Raw genomic sequence first — 18,336 nt, 5'->3', positions numbered from 1 at the left:
TCCGGTGGTCAACGAGGATCAGGCACTCACGCGGACGGAGCGCCGCGATTGATCGATGGTCTCCAGCATCATACGACCACTGGAAGCCAATGCAACCTGCTCGAAGGTATCCGCCGCAATACGGCCACGCCGCGGGATGTGAGACTGAGTATCCACCTGACTGACCAGGTACGCATACTCTCCGCGCTCACCGCTATTCACCGAACGGTTAAGACGATCGACCACCGCCGGCGTATAAAACTCATTGGGATCAGGATAAGTGAGGGCCTGAGTCTCCGGCAGCTCGAACGTCCCGTCACCGGTCGCCGGCGCTCGCTGGGGCGTGTAAACCTCCTGATTCGACGCAATCAGGCTCAACAGCATGGCGAACTGAGCACCATTAGACGACTGCACCGCCTGGGGCAGGTCTGCCGTATAGTTCTCTATGCGCTGTTGAATCAGTTCGGTTTGCATCTGCTCTCCCCGCCTACCCTTTTCTCTATCGGCCGGCTCGGGCTATCCTTTACCGAAAATCGTCTGTTTTTCAGGAAATTACGATGTCTCGATGGCGACCACCGGCACCACGCAGCGCACCTTATATAACACGCGAAGGCTATGACCGCCTGACCGCGGAACTGAAACACCTCTGGAAGGAAAAACGCCCGTCTGTAACTCAGGCAGTGAAGGAGGCAGCCGCGCAGGGAGATCGCTCGGAGAACGCCGAATACATCTACGGCAAGAAACAGCTGCGAGAGATCGACCGACGTATCCGCTATCTCTCTAAACGTCTCGACAGTATTACGGTAGTCGACCGACAACCGGAGGAACGAGACCGGGTATTTTTTGGTGCCTGGGTAACGCTGGAGGATGAATCCGGCATAACACGACGCCACCGCATCGTTGGTGCCGATGAAATTGGCGATCAGCCGGGTTATATCAGCGTGGACGCGCCGCTTGCACGCCTTCTACTGAAAAAGCAGACCGGAGACGAAATATGGTTGCGAAAGCCGGATGGTAGCGAAGAGTGGTTCGAGATAATCGAAATCGAATATTTTTAAGCCGGTGAGGTTTACAGGGAAACAATAACGAGAGGGGCGAACAGGGAAGAAGTGGTGGGTCGTATAGGACTCGAACCTATGACCAATTGGTTAAAAGCCAACTGCTCTACCAACTGAGCTAACGACCCGCTCTAACTCTTTCTAACGCTTTCCAACCCGAACAGGGTTGGGGGATGGCTCCTCGAGCTGGACTCGAACCAGCGACCAATAGATTAACAGTCTACTGCTCTACCAACTGAGCTATCGAGGAATACCCCGCTGCCTATGTTAAGGCAATTAACCGCCTTGCGATAAGCAGATCCTTAAATGGCGGAGGGACAGGGATTCGAACCCTGGGAGCCTCTCGACTCGTCGGTTTTCAAGACCGGTGCTTTCAACCACTCAGCCATCCCTCCGTAAGGATGGGCGCAAATATTACCGTCTAAATTTTGAGTGTCAACCACCACGAGTAACTTTCTGATATAAACCGCAAAAGCTGCTCATCCACTGATCAACTGTCGCCCGAAAACGCTTCTAACTCGCTGATCGGCAAGGGACGGGAGTAAAAGTAACCTTGAATCAGGTCACAACCATGCCCGCGCAGGAATTCGACCTGCTGCCCGGTCTCGGCACCCTCCGCTACCACTTTCATTCCCAACGCATGGGCCAGGATAATGACCGTTTCCACAATGGTTTGATCATCCGCATCCTGACCGATGTCGGCCACGAACGAACGATCGATCTTCAGATAGTCAATCGGCAGCCTTTTTAAATTGGCCAGAGAGGAGTAGCCCGTGCCGAAGTCATCGATGGCCACCTCCACGCCAAACGACTTTATTTCGGCAAGCTGGGCGCAGGCCAGCTCAAAATCCTCGACCAGAGCACTCTCGGTTACCTCGATACAGAGTTTTTTCGGATCGATCCGGCCGGACTCTATGGCCGACTCAAGCAAGTGCAGCCAGCTTTCGCTTCTGAACTGCCGGGGTGACAGGTTAATCGATATTTTCGCTCCCTCCAGCGCCAGATCAGCGGTGTCCCGGGCCATCCGATCGATCAGCCACTCGGTGAGCTGACCGATCAGCTCAGAGTCTTCGGCCACGGCGATAAACTCCGCCGGCGATACCGGCCCCAGCTCCTGACTGTTCCAGCGCATCAGGGCTTCGTACAGGCGAGCCTCCCCCGTTACAGGATCCACTTCAGGCTGGTAAACCAGACTCAGTTCATCACGCGCCCGGGCCAGCCGCAACCCCTGTTTGATACGCATCTGACGCTGGTTACGGGCATCGATATCGGCATCAAAGAATGCATACCGCCCCCGGCCACTCTCCTTGGCGTGATACATGGCGGCATCCGCATGACGCATCAGTACGTCGGCATCCTGCCCATCCCGAGGTGCCACGACAATACCGACGCTACAACCGATGATCAGCTCATTTTCCCCGATCAGATAGGGTTGGCTGATCGTATCGATCACACGCTGTGCGATGATTGCCAGCTCGCCGTCAGCCGCTACGTGGGGCACCAATACAGTAAACTCATCACCACCCAGGCGACAGGCCACATCCAGCTCACGCAGTTGATGCTCGATTCTGCGCGCAACCTGACCGAGCAGCTTATCGCCCTCCTCGTGCCCCACCGAGTCATTCACCTCCTTGAACCGGTCAAGATCAATGAACAGCAGGCCGAACGATTCCCGAAACCGGTTTAGACGCTGCAACGCATCCGACACCTTCTGTTTGAACGACGCTCGGTTATAGAGCCCCGTCAACGTATCGTAGTACGCCAGCTCACGTAACGATTCCTCAGCCCGTTTTTCGGCGCTGATATCCTGGTAAATGGCGAAGTAACCGCTGATATCACCTTCACGACCGGTAATGGTGCTGACCGACAGCCGGGCTGTGTAAAGAGTCCCGTCCGCCCGCCGGTTGACCACCTCCCCCTGCCAGCGACCGTTACTGTGAACGCTGTCCCAGAATGCCTGGTCAAAGTGCCGGCGCTCTTCATCGCCACGCAGCATGTCCGGCGTTCTACCCAACAGCGCGCGCTTGTCATACCCGGTAATTCGGGCGAAGGAGTTATTCACTTCAACAATGCGGCGCTCGGCATCGGTGACGATGATCCCCTCACTGGTGTTTTCGAAGATGCGCTTGGATATTCGAACCAGACGCTCACTCTGCTCTTTTTCCGTCACATCCATGGAAACCGTGCAGATAGAGTCGCCGTCGGCCGCGCCGTCAGTCAGGGGAAACTTGACCATCAACCAACTGCGCATCTGACCACGCAGGCTATAGGTGGGCTCCAGTTGCAGCGCCTTGTGACTCTCAAGCACTTGCGCGTTCCAGGTTCGATGCTGCCGTGCAACCTCTTCGCTGAAGACCTGCTCAAGCGTAATCGTTTCGTTCGCCGGGTCACGCCCGTAATCCTCAACAAACCGGCGATTGGCAAACCGCAGCGTTCCCTGACTGTCAACAATACTCACCAGGGCCGGGATATGGCGCATGATCCGGTCAAACCGTCTGTGCTGAAACTCCAGCGCCGTGCGACTCTGCTGGAGCGAGGCCGCCAGTTGGTTCATAGCCTGAGCGATCTGGGCCAGCTCATCATGCCCTGCAAGGGGCACGGGCTCCTCGTAACGGCCCTGCTCAAGCGCACCAAGCCCTTCAGTGATACGGTTCAAGCGTCGTCGAATGTGCCGATCGAATCCATACCAGAACAGCCCACCCAACAACAAAATACCCAACGAGACCCAGACAAACAGTTCCTCGATCCGTTGCAACCCCTGGGCCGTTGCCAGGCCCATATCCAGCTCCAGCACAATGACACCGTAGGCATCGGGCCTGAGCTGTCCCGTATCCGGGAATCGCAATGGTGCCACGCCATACAACGAGTTCTCATATTTCACGTACTGAACCATCACCGACAATGAGGTCAGTGAACGATTGATCAGATCAGAACCATGGTGCAGAGGAACCGTTGCCAGCGGCTGTCCGACACTCGCCAACGTGGAAGCCGCTAGGATGCTGAATCCGGGATCGAGCACAAGGAGATGTTTAACATCTCTGCGCGCGCTGTTAGCGGCCACTTCACGTCTCAAGCCATCCAGGTCCCCTCGGCTCAACATATACTCCAGCGTGCCCTGAAGACGGTTCAGAGAATACTGCATATCATATCGGGCATTGTCTTTGTTGAGCGTAAGGAGGTAGGGCCGGATCACGAAGTACGCCAACACCAGAGCAACGACGGCCGCCCCCGTAATAACGAGGGGCACCAGCCGTCTCAGGGGTATTGATGCTAGGGGTCTCATCATCGTTGCTCAGCCATGCCTAACAGTTGCGCCGGGTCCACGGCACGCTCAAGCAATCCGGCCTCCAGCATCACCCGATTCAATCGCTTCACCTGATTACTCACAACACCGCCTTTTTCAAGCATCGTCCGGTTTTCCTGGGCCTTGGGGATATACAGCAGCGACAGCGCCCCTGCGACCTGATCCGGCTCCAGTCCCAGCCTGGGCGACATCATTCGCAATGATTTTCGTGGCTGTTGCTCAAGATAGTCGATGCTGCGATACCAGCTTTCGATCAGATGCCTGACCTCTTCCGGGCGCGAACTGGCGACTGACGGGCGAACGACCAGCACGTCAATGATCTCCCCCGGAATCTTTCGGCTGTCGAATAGAAGGTTACCGCCTCGCTCCAGCAGCCGGGAGCGTACCGGCTCAAAGGTTACAACGGCGTCAACGGCGTGCTCGAGAAACCGCTTCTCGTGCTCATTGAACTCCAGGCTGACCGGATGGATTTGCCCCATACCGATACCATAGATCTCCAGTGCCCGGCTTAATACGTAAGCACCCAGTGCGGTTGATTCGAACCCGACCCGTTTGCCTATCAAGTCACGCGGATCGTCGCCCTCATGGGCGATAATAACGTCTGCCCCATAGGAGGTATCGGTGACCAGCATCACCTGCACACCCACGCCACTTTGCGCTAACAACAGCGCTTCATCCAACGTCAGAGCCGCGATATCCAGCGCACCATTGCGATAGGCTCGGATCACCTCACTGCCGGACAGGAGCTCTACCAGTCGCACCCGTCCTGGATCCAGATAACCCAGTTCCCGGGCCAGGTAAAGCGGCTCATACCCCGGCCAAACATTGGTCCCCAGACGAAGGGGGGTCTCCCTCTCAGTACATGCAGAGACAAACAGAAGACTGATAATAACCAGATAGCGCAGAATCACTGAGCGAAGATACCTACAAACTTGATGAATAGCCTCTTGTATCCCATCGGCTTTCGTTAAACCAGCCCATAGAGCGCGGCGTTATACCAAAGGTGTGTACAACTCTCATTCTTGCACAGGTCACCGGCGGATGCGTATGGAATGGGAGTAACTCACGAGCCCAAATAGATACACACAGGCCGGAAAGATGATACACACACACTTACCCTCAGCCGTCCAGAGTGTGCATAACCACCATCCTCGGTGTTCAGGGTTGCAAACAAATTCCGTGCAAAACTCTGTGAGCAAGTTTGGGAAAGCGCGAGGAGTAAGCCCCCTAAGCGCCGCAGCCACGGGGCTTCGAAAAAGCGATCATTTATTGTACGGCACTGCGCCAGTTATGCAGAACCACATTCTGTCAACAGCCCAAATTGGCAAAAATCACTCTTTACAGGGGCTGGATAGACTGATCCACCACAGTTACCCACAAAACATACCCACATCCTTTAGCGTCGCAGTCTATACACAGGCCTCAATGTGTGGACTAAAGATCGAGACGGCGCCCCTCTCGCGGCTACGATGAATAAAAAAAGCCGACTCCTCAGGGAAGCCGGCTCTCTGAATACTGACATTGGTGCACAGATCACTGCGGATGATCGGACATCCACTTCTCCAGCTCATCCGCGCCGCCGATATGGTCACCATCAATAAAGATCTGTGGCACCGTCCCTTTGCCACTGATCGCTACCAACGATGAATAGGTAATGCCGTTTTGTCCCAGCTGAATCTCTTCGTAATCCATACCTCGTTCGGTCAGCTGCTTCTTGGCCCGTGCGCAGTGCGGACAGCCGGGCTTGGTGAGCAGGGACACACGACGCGGCAGCTGCGCATTGGGGTTGATGTAATTCAGCATGGTATCGGCGTCGGACACTTCAAACGGGTCACCGGGCTTATTGGGCTCGATGAACATTTTCTCGATGACGCCGTCCTTAACCAGCATCGAGTAACGCCAGCTGCGTTTACCAAAGCCCAGGTCTCGTTTTTCCACAAGCATACCCATGCCGTCCGAGAACTCACCGTTTCCATCGGGCAGCATATCGATGTTCTGCGCACTCTGATCACCGGCCCAGGCGCCCATTACGAATGGGTCATTGACCGACAGACAGATGATGCTATCCACACCTTCGCGTTTGAACACCGGCGCCAGCTCGTTATAGCGAGGCAGATGAGTACTGGAACAGGTCGGCGTGTATGCACCAGGCAGTGCAAACAGGATAACGGTTTTACCTGCGAACAATTCGTCGGTTGTTACATTGACCCATTCATTACCCACTCGGGTGGGGAAGGTTACGTTCGGGACGCGTTGACCCTCTTTATTCTCCAGCATGGCTCGAACTCCTTGGTCACTTGAGCTTGATTGTTGAAACCAGTCTACCCTCGCGCCTGGGCAACCGATAATTGATTCTGGAAAAACAAGCCATAGCGTTGAGCTATTACAATGTATTTAATTGATAGGTTTTAAGTTATCCACGATAACCGTGGATAACTCGTGGAGTAACGCGGGGACAGCTTCAGTTCAGCCCATTGTCCGGGCCTTTGGCAGAAGCTGCTCAACGACTGAGCAGCACGGCGTGTTAGTTTCTGCTAGAATATCCGGTCTCCCGGTGGCCGATGCCACCCAGCGACAACCCCGACCCGTTTCTCCGGAGAACCACCCGTGTTCGATCAGTTTCAACTGCATGAGCGGCTGCTCAAAGCCCTGGATGCACAGGGCATCACGCACCCCACCCAGGTACAGGCGGAAACGCTGCCCAGGGCCATGGCCGGGCAGGACCTGATGGTCAGTGCCGAGACCGGTAGCGGCAAAACACTGGCTTTCCTGCTGCCGATTCTGCATCACTGCATCGAGCAACCGGCTCCCCGCAGCGGCACCCGGGCTCTGATTCTTACACCAACCCGGGAGCTGGCCGAGCAGGTCGCCGCCAGCTGCGAAAAGCTGGCCGCTTTTACCCAGATGAGTGCATTGTCTGTCTGTGGTGGTGAGAACTATCAGAATCAGGCCGCCAAGATCCGCAAAAACCCGGAGGTGATCGTCGGTACGCCAGGACGCATCAAGGAGCACCTGGAGCGAGGCACGATCGATTTCGATGACCTTGAGTTTCTGGTCCTGGATGAAGCCGACCGCATGCTGGACATGGGCTTTCGCGAGGAAGTACTGGCGGTCACCGATCTCTGTCGTGACCAGCGCCAGAGCATGCTGTTCTCGGCCACCCTGTCCCACCGGGGCGTGGCCGACATTCTGGATCGTGTACTGAAAGACCCGGAGCAGCTCCAGCTGGCCACGGCTCAGGATGCCGTTAGCGAAATTACCCAGCAGTTTATTCTGGCTGATGACGCGGCACTCAAGGAAAAACAGCTGGCCTGGCTGTTAAAAAACGAAACCTACGCCAAGGCCATTGTATTCAGCAACTACCGTGCCCAGTGCGAACAGCTCGGCCAGCGCCTGCAGGCCCAGGGTCTGCGCGTTGGTGTGCTGCATGGTGAACTTGATCAGCCACAGCGTACACGCATTCTAAACCTCCTGCGCGATGGCCGTATCGACATACTGGTGGCGACGGATGTCGCCGCTCGCGGCCTTGATATTGAAGGATTGGACCTGGTTATCAGCTTTGACCTGGCACGCAGCGGTGACGAACATGTCCACCGTGTAGGGCGGACCGGCCGTGCCGGCAGAACCGGTCTGGCGATCTGCCTGATCGCGCCCAATGAGTGGAACCTCAAAGCGAGCATCGAGCGCTACCTGCATCTGAAAATGACCCGTCGGGTTATCGAGCCGCTGAAGTCGAGCTATCAGGGGCCGAAGAAAGTCAAAAGCAATGGTAAAGCGGCCGGCACCCGCAAGCGGAAAGAAGCCAAGAAAGCGGGTACCGATAAGCCCAAGGTGAAAAAGCGACTGCGCGATCAAAAACAGGCCGGGAAACGCCGCAGCACGCCCGCCCCCGTCAGCAGCGATGGTTTTGCTCCTCTCAAGAAGAAAAGTTAGTCCGCTGCGCCCTGCAGGGCAGCGGGCTCATCCGGCCAGGATATCCGCTGCCCTCGCCAGACGAAATCGATGGGCCACAACTTCTGCTCACTCTGATACATACGCCAAAGCTGCTTGAAGCTTTTCCCGGTTGAGGGGTGTTTCTCGTCGGGGACCAATTCGGAGAGGGGCCAGAGAACGAACGCATTGCGGGTTATGTCATTACGAGGCAGGTTAATACCCGCAAAGCAGCCCGAAAGCGTACCGAAGGTCAGAATATCGATATCCAGCGATTGATCGCAGCGGCGCACCTGACGGTCGCGGCCGAAACGATCTTCCAGTCGTTTAATCCAGCTCGACAGTTCAGCCAGCGATAAATCGGTACTGAGAGACACGACCAGATTGAAATAGTTGTCGGCACGACAACCGACAGCCTCACTCTCAAATACACGGGAAACCCTGAGCGGACCGAAAGCGGCCTCCAGTGCATCGAGTCCCTCACAGATGTGATGTTCGCGGTCCCGGTTACTTCCTATTCCCAGCAGTACAGTGGTCATCGCTCACTCCGTGTACGTTCAATAACCACACCGACGGCCTGGGCTGGGCCAATGGCGCCGGGCTTAGCCAGATCCAACCGAAGCCAGGGCACCTGGAACTCATCAAGAACCAGTGCAGCCAGGGACTCGGCAAGTGTCTCGACCAGCTCAAAACGGCTGTCACGGGTATAGGCGATCAGACGATCACTGACACTTTTATAGTTGAGCGCCTGTTCGATGTTGTCACCAGCAGCTGCAGGTCGGTTATCCCACTGCATTTCGAGATTGATCACCAGGCGTTGAGGTGCGCGGCGTTCCCAGTCGTAAATGCCAATGACCGTTTCCACCTCTAGACCACGAATGTACACTTTATCCATCAATCAACCCGGAGAGTTCTGGTATGGCGGGCAGTCTGACTACAACAGCCGCACTGATTATCGGACTGAGCTATCTGCTCGGCTCGATCCCCACCGCCGTGCTGGTGTGCCACTCTATGGGCATCGCCGACCCCCGTCAACAAGGTTCCGGCAACCCCGGCGCCACCAACGTGCTCCGCATCGGGAACAGGCTAGCTGCAGGGCTTACTCTGCTCGGAGACCTGGGCAAAGGCATGGCCGCCGTCGCCCTGGCGCACCTGGCCGGTTTAACTGGAACCAGCCTGGCGTTAGCCGCATTGGCTGCCGTTCTGGGCCACCTCTATCCGATCCAAGGCGTTAAACACGGCGGCAAGGGCGTCGCCACCACATTGGGGGGTTGCCTTATGCTCAGCCCACTACTGGCACTCTGCCAGATTTTCAGCTGGCTGTTGTTGTTCGCTACGACCCGTATCTCGTCAGCCGCGTCAGTGATTACCGCCGCCCTGACCCCTCTTTATGGCTGGCTGCTGATTCCCGAGCTGCTGGGAACCCTGACCCTGATCTCCATGCTTCTGATCGGCCGTCATGCCCGCAATATTCGCAACCTGTTGAGCCATCGTGAACCCCGGCTCTGAGCCGGGGTTCAAAGCGGTGGCAGCGTATCCATGGGCCAGCGCGGGCGCGCCAGAATCGTCAGATCACTGGCCTGTCCCGCCAGCAAGCGCTGGGTACCGGCATAGGCGATCATCGCGCCATTATCCGTACAAAAACGGGGGCGCGCATAAAACAGCTGGGCACGCTCCTTCGCCACCGTTGCCTCAAGTTTTTCCCGCAGCCGCGCATTGGCGCTGACACCGCCGGCAATCACCAACTGCTTATAGCCGGTCTGCTGTAATGCTCTCCGACATTTTATCGCTAACGTATCCACCACCGCGTCTTCAAACGCCGCTGCGATGTCCGAGAGCGTCTGACTGTCGATTTCGCCCTGCTGACTGCGCTGCGCATTCACCGTATTCAGGGTAAAGGTTTTTAGACCGGAAAAGCTGAAATCCAGCCCGGGGCGATCGGTCATCGGTCGGGGAAAAGTAAAGCGGTCACGCTGTCCCTGCTGCGCCAGCTTTGCCACCAGCGGTCCGCCCGGATAATCAAGCCCAAGCATCTTGGCTGCTTTGTCGAACGCCTCCCCCGCTGCGTCATCAAGCGATTCCCCCAGCAAGCTGTAGCGGCCAATCCCTTCCACCTGAACCAACTGTGTATGGCCGCCGGAGACCAGCAGCGCGACAAACGGAAACGCGGGCGGCTTCTCCTCCAGCATCGGTGCCAACAGATGCCCCTCCATATGATGAACGGCAACCGCCGGAACTCCCAATGACAGCGCCAGAGCACGGCCGGTGGAGGCCCCAACCATCAAAGCACCGATCAGCCCCGGGCCTGCGGTATAAGCCACCGCATCCAGATCAGACAACGCCAGATCCGCCTCCGCCATCACCTCACGGATCAGTGGAACCAGCTTGCGGACATGATCTCTGGAGGCCAGCTCCGGTACCACGCCGCCATATTCGGCATGCATCTTGACCTGAGAATACAGGGCATCGCCCAGCAGCCCGCGTTCGCTGTCATAGAGCGCTACGCCGGTTTCATCACAGGAGGTTTCAATACCCAGTACTCGCATGTTTCAAAGCCTTCGGTAGATCGTGGATCAAAAGGGGTCCGCAGATTATCCCATCTCTTTACATCATCAGCCAGCACGACTAAAATTTGCGGCCTTATTCTCCGGGTATGGGCACTGTTCGGTGTTCCCGCGAATAAGCTATCAATCAATTGCAAAGAAAGGGTGAGTTACTCATGCCGAGCGTTAAAGTTAAAGATAACGAGCCGTTTGACGTAGCACTGCGTCGCTTCAAGCGTTCCTGCGAAAAAGCGGGCATCCTGGCTGAAGTTCGTCGTCGCGAGCACTACGAGAAGCCGACTACTCAGCGTAAGCGTGCTGCAGCAGCTGCCGTTAAGCGTCACGCCAAGAAAGTTCAGCGCGAAAACGCACGTCGCGTACGCCTGTACTGATAAAACGACCGATAGATCGATAGATAACAACTTGTAATCGAAGCCCGTTTCGACAGGAGAATCGCATGGCTGAGCTGAAGGCCCAAATTAGCGAAGCGATGAAAGATGCAATGCGTGCCAAGGACAAAGAGCGCCTGAGCACAATTCGTCTGATTCTTTCTGATATCAAGCGTATCGAAGTTGACGAGCGTATTGAGCTCGACGATGCCCGGGTTCTGCAGGTGCTGGACAAAATGGTCAAGCAGCGCCGCGATTCGATTGCCCAGTACCAGGCGGCTGAGCGCCCGGAACTGGCGGACAAGGAGCAGCAGGAGCTGGAGGTGATTAAAACTTTCCTGCCGCAGCCTCTCAGTGACGAAGAGATCAATGCAATTATCGATGATGCCATCGCCAGCACTGGGGCCGCCTCCATGGCGGACATGGGCAAGGTGATGGGCGTGATCAAGCCCAAGCTTCAGGGCCGGGCAGATATGGGCGCCGTTTCCAAGCTGGTCAAAACCAAGTTCTGACGCAACGCGCTCTCTGGTACTCAACCGCGAGGGCATATGGCCGGGCGCATTCCGCAACACTTTATTGATGATCTGCTGGCCCGCGTTAACATCGTTGACGTGGTGGACAGTCGGATCAAGCTCAAACGCGCCGGCAAGAACTACTCCGCCCTGTGCCCCTTCCACAAGGAAAAATCTCCCTCGTTTTCGGTCAGCCCCGATAAACAGTTCTATTACTGTTTTGGCTGTGGCGCCGGCGGTAACGCCCTGGGTTTCGTCATGGAGCACGACCGGCTCAGCTTTCCCGAAGCGGTGGACGAGCTGGCCCGACTGGTGGGTATGGAAGTACCCAAAGAGAGCCTGCAGCCCGCCGACAGTGCGCGTGACAAGCAGATCAAGAGCCAGTTTTCCCTGCTCGATAAAGCCAATCAGTTCTATCAACAGCAGCTTCGCGCCAGTGATCAGCGCCAACGGGCGGTAAACTACCTCAAGCAGCGCGGGCTCACCGGACAGATCGCTGCCCAATTCCAGATCGGTTACGCCCCTCCAGGCTGGGAGAACCTCCTTGATCATCTGAGATCTGGCGACACCGCAGAGCAGGATCTGGAGCGCGCCGGCCTGGTTATCCACAACGAAGAGCGTCACAGCTACTATGATCGCTTTCGTGATCGGATCATGTTTCCGATCCGGGATATGCGCGGCCGTACCATCGGTTTTGGCGGCCGGGTTCTGGGCGACGATAAGCCCAAATACCTGAACTCACCGGAAACCGATACGTTCCATAAAGGGCGTGAGCTCTACGGACTCTACGAAGCCAGGCAGAGTACCCGAAACCTGAGCCGATTGCTGATTGTGGAAGGCTATATGGATGTGGTCAGCCTCAGCCAACACGGCATTACCTGGTCCGTTGCCACGCTAGGCACTGCAACAACCGCCCACCACCTGGAGCGGCTGTTTAAACTGGTGCCGGAAGTTATTTTCTGTTTCGATGGCGATCAGGCGGGCCGCACCGCCGCACGCCGCGCACTGGACACCGCACTACCTGTCATCAAGGACGGGCAGGAAGCACGCTTTCTCTTCCTGCCTGAGGGGGAAGACCCCGACACACTGGTACGCCAGGAGGGTAATACCGCGTTCGAGCAACGGGTCAGCGAAGCCCTTCCCTTAAGTGAGTTCTTTTTTCGCGCCCTTGGTGAAGACAGCGATCTGAACAGCATGGATGGCCGTGCACGATTTTCTACCCAGGCACTGCCACTGATTCAGGCGATGCAGCCGAGCCTCCTGCAACAGATGATGATGGACCGCATCTGCGAGATTACCGGACTCTCGCTGGAACAGCTCAATAGCGTTATCGACCTGCATCGGGCAACCGCACAGCCACAAGCCCAGCCGGCCCAACACACCAACGGCGCCGATTCAGCCCCACCGCCACCGCCGCCTCACTGGGATGAACTGCCTGGGGAATCCCAGGCTGAACCCGTACGACGCCCGGCCAGCCGATCCGTCCAGATCAGCCCGGTTAACAGCCTGATTTCGCTGCTGATGCACTATCCAGAGCTTGCCAACCAGTCAGTGGCGGCAGAGGAACTCAGTGGCATTCAGGAGCCCAATATCGACCTGCTGCGGGCGTTACTGGCCTACTTCCAGGCTGATAGCAGACGCTCGCTGGGCACACTGGTTGTGGATTGGCAGGCCGAACCCGGTCTTCAGTCCTACCTGATGCTGCTTAATGAGATCACACACCAGGCTCCGGTGCTGGGGGATGCAGGTGTTGCCCACCTCTATCAGGATACGATGCAGCGGTTAACTGGACGCAACAGCGACAGCCAGCTCGACGCATTAATGAAGAAATCGCGGCAGGCGCCGCTATCCAGTGATGAGAAAACCCTGCTGAACCGCCTACTCAGGGAGCGCAGCGGGCTCCACTGAACGCTGGAAAATGCCGATCCGAATATCGGCATGACAATCGAGCTGGCCACGCTCTAGCAAAGCTTCACGCGCCTGCGCCCGAATACGCTGCCCATGGGGCGTCATCGCCAGCAGATCACTGAGCCCATCGGCACTGCTGACCTCGAAATCGAAGCTCAGCTTCTCTTCATGCAGCGGTTCAAACCAGGGAGATAACGCCTCCGCTGGAGACAGTTCCCGTTTGCGTACCTGATCGTAAATCGCCTCGCGCAGCTCAATCAGATGCTCGGCACCCGGCCAGACAACCAGCAACAACCCACCCGGCTTTAGCGCGCGCGCCATGGGCTGGGCCATGATTCGGCTGAACATCAGGGTAATCGCATCCAGCGACCCGGCCGGTACCGGTATATCTGCCCCGGTAGCCACCAGCCACTCCACCTGCTGACTCCGCTTACAGGCGGCGCGAATGGCCGGCTTGGAGATATCCAGTCCGATCAGTTCCGGGGTAAGACCCGCCCCATTAAGCGCCTCTTCTATCTGTGCGGTGTAGTACCCCTCGCCACAGGCCAGATCCAGAATACGGGGCGAAGAATCCTGCCCCAATCGATCAATCAACAGCTGACCGACCTGTTCCGCGATCAGCCAGTAATAGCCAGCATCGAGAAAGCGACGACGCGCCTGAATCATCTCGGCACTGTCGCCGGGATCCCGTGAGCGCTTGCGCTGAGGTAACAGCAGATTCCAGTACCCCTGCCTGGCGCGGTCGAAGCTGTGTCCGAGTTCGCACCGCAGGCAAGTCTGATCCTCGCTCACGAGCAACGGCCCATGACAGACCGGGCAGGCAAAGTTCATTGAATCAATGCCCCGCCAACAGTCGCGCCAGTGTGTTTTCGTAGATCGAAGACAGGGTATCCAAATCCTCGACCCTGACGCGCTCATCGATCTTATGAATGGTCGCATTCACCGGCCCAAGCTCCACAACCTGCGCCCCGGTGGGCGCAATGAAGCGCCCATCCGAAGTACCGCCGGAGGTGGAAAGCTCGGTATCGCGACCGGTAATCGCCTGAATCGCTTCGCGACTGGCATCGACCAGACTACCGGCCGGAGTCAGGAAGGGGTTGCCAGAGAGAATCCAGTCGATATCCCACTCCAGGTTATGACGGGTCAAAATATCCCGGACCCGGGTTTTCAGTGCATCCGCTGTGGTTTCAGTGGAAAAGCGGAAGTTAAAGGCTACCTCTACTTCGCCGGGAACCACGTTGGTGGCACCGGTACCGGCGTGAATATTGGAGATCTGGAAGCTGGTGGGCGGGAAAAAGTCATTACCCTCGTCCCAGACGGTGGCTGCCAGCTCCGCCAACGCAGGCGCCGCCTCGTGGATCGGGTTACGGACCAGATGCGGGTACGCCACATGCCCCTGCACGCCACGCACCTTGAGCGTACCGCTCAACGAGCCGCGACGGCCATTCTTGATCACATCCCCCACCTGTTCGGTGCTGGATGGCTCACCCACGATACACCAGTCAATCTTCTCGTTGCGCGCTTCCAGGTGATCAATAACACGGGTGGTGCCATTGATAAACGGCCCCTCCTCGTCTGAAGTGATCAGCAACGCAATGGACCCCTGGTGATCCGGATGGTGTTCGATAAAGCGCTCAAGCGCGGTCATGAACGCAGCAATACTGCCCTTCATATCCGCCGCGCCACGCCCATACAGGTACCCATCCTCAACGGTAGGCTCGAAAGGTGGGTGACGCCACTTTTCCACAGGGCCGCTGGGGACGACATCGGTGTGACCTGCAAAGCAGAAAAGAGGCCCCTCAGTGCCACGTCGCGCCCAGAAATTGGTGACCTCCTCAAACGGCAGACGCTCAATCTTGAAGCCGAGCTTTTCCAGCCGTTCAATCATCAGCTCCTGACAGCCGGCATCCTCGGGCGTAACCGAAGGCCGGCTGATCAGTTCGCAGGTCAGTTCCAGGGTTTCCGAGCGGGTGGACATTACTTAGGACTCCCGAAAACGGCCTGAAAGCATGACAAGCGCAGTAGCTTTCAGGCTGTTTTTAGTTAGTTGTGCTTGTGAAGCTCTTCATTCAACTCAATCGCACTCTTGTTGGTCTTCACCTCGATGCGACCATTCTGAGAGTTGCGACGGAACAGCAGATCCGGCTTACCGGCCAGATCAGCGGCTTTGACCACTTCGACGTCGTTGTTCTGGTCATCCAGAACGGTGACTTTGGAGCCGCCGGTGACATACAGACCCGCTTCCACGGTGCTGCGATCCCCCAGCGGAATCCCCAGACCGGAGTTCGCGCCCAGCAGGCAGTTTTCGCCCACCGAGATCACCACATTGTTGCCGCCTGACAGGGTACCCATGGTAGAGGCGCCACCGCCCACGTCGGAACCGTTACCTACGACAACACCGGCAGAGATACGGCCTTCAACCATGCTCACACCCAGGGTACCAGCATTGAAATTGATGAAACCTTCATGCATAACGGTGGTGCCTTCACCCACATGGGCACCCAGACGGATGCGTGAGGTGTCACCGATACGGATACCGGCCGGTACGGCGTAGTTGGCCATTTTCGGGAATTTGTCCACGGACTGAACATCCAGAACACGCCCCTGAGCACGCGCTTCGAGCTGGCGGCGCGGCAGGTCTTCCAGGGCGACGGCACCTTCACTGGTCCAGGCCACATTGGGCAGCAGGCCGAACATGCCGGACAGGTCCAGGCCATGGGGCTTAACCAGACGATGAGACAGAAGCGACAGCTTCAGGTATACCTCGGCCGTGCTGCTCGGACCCTCATCCTTCGCCAGAATGCAGATAACCAGGGGCTGCTTGCTGCCTTCCAGGACTTCAGTGATCAGCGCCTGATCTTCAGCACCCACTGACAGGAAAGCGCTCTCCAGCTTCTTCAGTGTAGCGGCATCGATTTCGATCGCTTCGTTGCCGCCTTCGTAACCAACCACGCCGGCTACGGCATCGATCAGTTTATCGTCGGCTCCCAACAGCGGTGCGTTGTAGTAAACCTCAAGCCAGTCACCGGCGTTGGATTTGGTACCGACACCCAGGCCGAATGCGAAATTTGCCATTGTTGTATCCTCGTAACGTGTGTCTGTCTGAGATAATCGTTCTAAAAGTGGTTCGGAGCGGGTCGTTATCAAACGCCGAACAGGCCAGCGTAGTCCTCGGCCTTGAAACCAACGCGGATTGTACCGTTGTGCTCCAGCACCGGCCGCTTGATCAGGGTCGGATGCTCCACCAGCAACGCGCGAAGCGACTCTTCATCAAGGTTATCACGCTGCTCAACAGGCAGTTGGCGCCAAGTCGTCCCCCGCTTGTTGAGCACGATCTGCGAGCCCTGATCGTCACACCAACGATCAACCTGCGCCCGGGTCAGGCCCTCTTTGCGAAAGTCGTGAAACTCGAATGCGATACCGTTGCTTTCCAGCCACTTGCGCGTTTTGCGCACGGTGTCGCAATTGCTGATGCCGTACAAAGTGGTCATTTCTATTCCTTACAGGGATTCGACGTAACGACGGATGCGCTCGGACGCTTCGATCACTTCGGAAACCGTGGCCACCAGGGCCATACGCACAAACCCGGCACCGGGCAGGCGACCGTCGGCCATCGGGCGCGACAGGTAGCGGCCGGGCAATACGGTCAGATTCTGCTGCTCATAAAGGCCGCGGGTAAATTCGTCATCGGCGATCGGAGTCGGGGTCCAGAGATAGAAGCTGGCATCCGGTTTTTTCACATCCAGCACCGGCGCAAGCACCTTGATCGCTGCATCGAACTTGTGGCGGTACTGGCTGCGGTTTTCCAGCACATGGTTCTCATCGTTCCAGGCGGCGATCGATGCCAGTTGGTGCTGGATCGGCATGGAGCTGCCATGGTAGGTGCGGAACAACAGGAAGGGCTCCATCAGCGCTGCATCACCGGCGATAAAACCGGAACGCAGGCCGGGCAGATTGGAGCGCTTGGACAGGCTGTGAAACACCACACAGTTGCGGTAATCGTGACGGCCCATCTCGGCACAGGCTTCCAGCAGCCCCGCCGGCGGTTTACTCTCGTCGAAGTAGATCTCCGAGTAGCACTCATCGGATGCGATCACGAAATCGTATTCGTCAGCCAGCGCAATCAGCTTCTTGAACTGTTCTAGGGTATGTGCGGAGCCGGTGGGGTTGCTGGGAGAACAGACGAACAGAAGCTGGCAACGCTGCCAGACATCGGCCGGAATGGCATCGTAATCCGGGACAAATTCATTTTCCGGCAGGGTCGGCAGGTAATAGGGCTCGGCACCAGACAGATAGGCTGCTCCTTCGTAGATCTGATAAAACGGGTCCGGTGTCAAAACCAGCGCACCGGGCTCCCGGGCTACAAGCGCCTGAGTAAATGCAAAGATCGCCTCACGGGTGCCATTGACCGGGATTACATTGCGATCGGCATCCATCGAACCTGACTGCAGCTTAAAGCGCCGCTCGCACCAGCCGGCGATCGCCTGGCGCAGCTCCAGCATCCCCTTGGTAGTCGGGTAATAGGACACTTTTTCCAGGTTCTCGCGCAAAATATCGAGCACAAACGGGGGCGCCGGATGTTTCGGCTCACCGATACCCAGTGAGATATGCTCGAGGTCGGACGGGGGCGTCACACCCTGCTTCAGCACTGCAAGTTTTTCGAATGGATAAGGCTGCAGGCGATCGAGATCTGGATTCATACGGCTCATGGAT

At 57.1% G+C, this 18,336-nt stretch carries 18 protein-coding genes and 3 tRNA genes; 6 read left to right on the top strand and 15 right to left on the bottom strand.

Annotation, left to right across the window (positions count from 1 at the left end; translation table 11 throughout):
- Positions 1-18: 18 nt before the first annotated feature.
- Complete coding sequence (locus G403_RS0103540; protein WP_027852763.1) at positions 19-453, bottom strand: hypothetical protein; 435 nt, start codon at positions 451-453, stop codon at positions 19-21.
- A gap of 83 nt (positions 454-536) precedes the next feature.
- Between G403_RS0103540 and greB the strand changes: the two genes are divergently transcribed.
- Positions 537-1,037, top strand: coding sequence for a transcription elongation factor GreB (gene greB, locus G403_RS0103535; RefSeq protein ID WP_027852762.1), 501 nt, complete (start codon positions 537-539; stop codon positions 1,035-1,037).
- Positions 1,038-1,089: 52 nt separating this feature from the next.
- Here greB and G403_RS0103530 read toward each other — a convergent pair.
- The 6 genes from G403_RS0103530 to G403_RS0103505 all read right to left on the bottom strand — a co-directional run bounded on the left by G403_RS0103530 (position 1,090) and on the right by G403_RS0103505 (position 6,618).
- Positions 1,090-1,165: transfer RNA gene (locus G403_RS0103530), tRNA-Lys, on the bottom strand.
- A 46-nt stretch (positions 1,166-1,211) separates the two neighbouring features.
- Positions 1,212-1,287 (bottom strand) — tRNA-Asn (locus tag G403_RS0103525).
- 57 nt (positions 1,288-1,344) lie between these two features.
- A tRNA-Ser gene (locus G403_RS0103520) sits at positions 1,345-1,432 on the bottom strand.
- Positions 1,433-1,527: 95 nt separating this feature from the next.
- On the bottom strand, positions 1,528-4,284 hold the full coding sequence (locus tag G403_RS24310) for a bifunctional diguanylate cyclase/phosphodiesterase (protein WP_051298492.1): 2,757 nt from the start codon (positions 4,282-4,284) through the stop codon (positions 1,528-1,530).
- Between the two features lie 35 nt (positions 4,285-4,319).
- Complete coding sequence (locus G403_RS0103510) at positions 4,320-5,252, bottom strand: ABC transporter substrate-binding protein (RefSeq protein WP_027852761.1); 933 nt, start codon at positions 5,250-5,252, stop codon at positions 4,320-4,322.
- Between the two features lie 622 nt (positions 5,253-5,874).
- Positions 5,875-6,618 carry a glutathione peroxidase gene (locus G403_RS0103505; protein ID WP_027852760.1) on the bottom strand — a complete coding sequence of 248 codons (744 nt, stop codon included), beginning with the start codon at positions 6,616-6,618 and terminating at the stop codon, positions 5,875-5,877.
- A 330-nt stretch (positions 6,619-6,948) separates the two neighbouring features.
- Between G403_RS0103505 and G403_RS0103500 the strand changes: the two genes are divergently transcribed.
- Positions 6,949-8,274, top strand: coding sequence for a DEAD/DEAH box helicase (locus tag G403_RS0103500; RefSeq protein WP_027852759.1), 1,326 nt, complete (start codon positions 6,949-6,951; stop codon positions 8,272-8,274).
- Here the strand turns inward: G403_RS0103500 and folK are convergent.
- Together folK and folB are read right to left on the bottom strand one after the other, a co-directional pair.
- Positions 8,271-8,810: a 2-amino-4-hydroxy-6-hydroxymethyldihydropteridine diphosphokinase gene (folK, locus tag G403_RS0103495; RefSeq protein ID WP_027852758.1), complete on the bottom strand. Its 540-nt coding sequence runs from the start codon at positions 8,808-8,810 to the stop codon at positions 8,271-8,273. The genes G403_RS0103500 and folK overlap by 4 nt on opposite strands.
- Positions 8,807-9,166 carry a dihydroneopterin aldolase gene (folB, locus tag G403_RS0103490; RefSeq protein WP_027852757.1) on the bottom strand — a complete coding sequence of 120 codons (360 nt, stop codon included), beginning with the start codon at positions 9,164-9,166 and terminating at the stop codon, positions 8,807-8,809. Before folB ends, folK begins: the two co-directional genes overlap by 4 nt.
- Positions 9,167-9,189: 23 nt before the next feature.
- On the opposite strand from folB, the gene plsY reads away from it, so the two are divergent.
- A complete protein-coding gene (gene plsY, locus G403_RS0103485) occupies positions 9,190-9,780 on the top strand; it encodes a glycerol-3-phosphate 1-O-acyltransferase PlsY (RefSeq protein ID WP_036232441.1) in 591 nt (196 codons plus the stop codon).
- Between the two features lie 8 nt (positions 9,781-9,788).
- Here the strand turns inward: plsY and tsaD are convergent, their stop codons facing one another.
- Positions 9,789-10,817, bottom strand: a complete 1,029-nt coding sequence (gene tsaD, locus G403_RS0103480) for a tRNA (adenosine(37)-N6)-threonylcarbamoyltransferase complex transferase subunit TsaD (protein ID WP_027852755.1) — start codon at positions 10,815-10,817, stop codon at positions 9,789-9,791.
- 173 nt (positions 10,818-10,990) lie between these two features.
- On the opposite strand from tsaD, the gene rpsU reads away from it, so the two are divergent.
- From rpsU to dnaG, 3 genes are all read left to right on the top strand, one after another.
- Positions 10,991-11,206 (top strand): 30S ribosomal protein S21, encoded by a 216-nt coding sequence (gene rpsU / locus G403_RS0103475; protein WP_027852754.1) that lies wholly within the window; start codon positions 10,991-10,993, stop codon positions 11,204-11,206.
- 65 nt (positions 11,207-11,271) lie between these two features.
- Positions 11,272-11,715, top strand: a complete 444-nt coding sequence (locus G403_RS0103470) for a GatB/YqeY domain-containing protein (RefSeq protein WP_027852753.1) — start codon at positions 11,272-11,274, stop codon at positions 11,713-11,715.
- Between the two features lie 36 nt (positions 11,716-11,751).
- A complete protein-coding gene (gene dnaG / locus G403_RS0103465) occupies positions 11,752-13,623 on the top strand; it encodes a DNA primase (RefSeq protein ID WP_027852752.1) in 1,872 nt (623 codons plus the stop codon).
- On the opposite strand, the gene G403_RS0103460 is transcribed toward dnaG, so the two are convergent.
- The 5 genes from G403_RS0103460 to dapC form a co-directional block, all read right to left on the bottom strand.
- The gene (locus G403_RS0103460) at positions 13,594-14,454 is read right to left on the bottom strand and encodes a putative RNA methyltransferase (protein ID WP_027852751.1); all 861 of its coding nucleotides are present in this window, start codon (positions 14,452-14,454) and stop codon (positions 13,594-13,596) included. The two genes, dnaG and G403_RS0103460, sit on opposite strands and share 30 nt — an antisense overlap.
- A 4-nt stretch (positions 14,455-14,458) precedes the next feature.
- Positions 14,459-15,601, bottom strand: coding sequence for a succinyl-diaminopimelate desuccinylase (gene dapE / locus G403_RS0103455; RefSeq protein ID WP_027852750.1), 1,143 nt, complete (start codon positions 15,599-15,601; stop codon positions 14,459-14,461).
- A gap of 65 nt (positions 15,602-15,666) precedes the next feature.
- The gene (dapD, locus tag G403_RS0103450; protein ID WP_027852749.1) at positions 15,667-16,698 is read right to left on the bottom strand and encodes a 2,3,4,5-tetrahydropyridine-2,6-dicarboxylate N-succinyltransferase; all 1,032 of its coding nucleotides are present in this window, start codon (positions 16,696-16,698) and stop codon (positions 15,667-15,669) included.
- Between the two features lie 68 nt (positions 16,699-16,766).
- Positions 16,767-17,114, bottom strand: coding sequence for an arsenate reductase (locus G403_RS0103445; protein ID WP_027852748.1), 348 nt, complete (start codon positions 17,112-17,114; stop codon positions 16,767-16,769).
- A 9-nt stretch (positions 17,115-17,123) separates the two neighbouring features.
- Positions 17,124-18,323: a succinyldiaminopimelate transaminase gene (gene dapC / locus G403_RS0103440; RefSeq protein WP_027852747.1), complete on the bottom strand. Its 1,200-nt coding sequence runs from the start codon at positions 18,321-18,323 to the stop codon at positions 17,124-17,126.
- Positions 18,324-18,336 lie beyond the last annotated feature (13 nt).

Source organism: Marinobacterium litorale DSM 23545, assembly GCF_000428985.1.
GTDB classification, from domain to species: domain Bacteria; phylum Pseudomonadota; class Gammaproteobacteria; order Pseudomonadales; family Balneatricaceae; genus Marinobacterium_D; species Marinobacterium_D litorale.
The sequence above is the reverse complement of the archived record's forward strand: the minus strand, read 5'-3'. Positions and strand labels throughout refer to the sequence as shown.

What these genes read in the sequence shown, in the direction of transcription:
- G403_RS0103540 (WP_027852763.1), bottom strand. Translation starts at nt 453, where the DNA reads ATGCAAACCGAACTGATTCAACAGCGCATAGAGAACTATACGGCAGAC.
- greB (WP_027852762.1), top strand. Translation starts at nt 537, where the DNA reads ATGTCTCGATGGCGACCACCGGCACCACGCAGCGCACCTTATATAACA.
- G403_RS0103505 (WP_027852760.1), bottom strand. Translation starts at nt 6,618, where the DNA reads ATGCTGGAGAATAAAGAGGGTCAACGCGTCCCGAACGTAACCTTCCCC.
- folK (WP_027852758.1), bottom strand. Translation starts at nt 8,810, where the DNA reads ATGACCACTGTACTGCTGGGAATAGGAAGTAACCGGGACCGCGAACAT.
- folB (WP_027852757.1), bottom strand. Translation starts at nt 9,166, where the DNA reads ATGGATAAAGTGTACATTCGTGGTCTAGAGGTGGAAACGGTCATTGGC.
- plsY (WP_036232441.1), top strand. Translation starts at nt 9,190, where the DNA reads ATGGCGGGCAGTCTGACTACAACAGCCGCACTGATTATCGGACTGAGC.
- tsaD (WP_027852755.1), bottom strand. Translation starts at nt 10,817, where the DNA reads ATGCGAGTACTGGGTATTGAAACCTCCTGTGATGAAACCGGCGTAGCG.
- rpsU (WP_027852754.1), top strand. Translation starts at nt 10,991, where the DNA reads ATGCCGAGCGTTAAAGTTAAAGATAACGAGCCGTTTGACGTAGCACTG.
- G403_RS0103470 (WP_027852753.1), top strand. Translation starts at nt 11,272, where the DNA reads ATGGCTGAGCTGAAGGCCCAAATTAGCGAAGCGATGAAAGATGCAATG.
- dnaG (WP_027852752.1), top strand. Translation starts at nt 11,752, where the DNA reads ATGGCCGGGCGCATTCCGCAACACTTTATTGATGATCTGCTGGCCCGC.
- G403_RS0103460 (WP_027852751.1), bottom strand. Translation starts at nt 14,454, where the DNA reads ATGAACTTTGCCTGCCCGGTCTGTCATGGGCCGTTGCTCGTGAGCGAG.
- dapE (WP_027852750.1), bottom strand. Translation starts at nt 15,601, where the DNA reads ATGTCCACCCGCTCGGAAACCCTGGAACTGACCTGCGAACTGATCAGC.
- dapD (WP_027852749.1), bottom strand. Translation starts at nt 16,698, where the DNA reads ATGGCAAATTTCGCATTCGGCCTGGGTGTCGGTACCAAATCCAACGCC.
- G403_RS0103445 (WP_027852748.1), bottom strand. Translation starts at nt 17,114, where the DNA reads ATGACCACTTTGTACGGCATCAGCAATTGCGACACCGTGCGCAAAACG.
- dapC (WP_027852747.1), bottom strand. Translation starts at nt 18,323, where the DNA reads ATGAATCCAGATCTCGATCGCCTGCAGCCTTATCCATTCGAAAAACTT.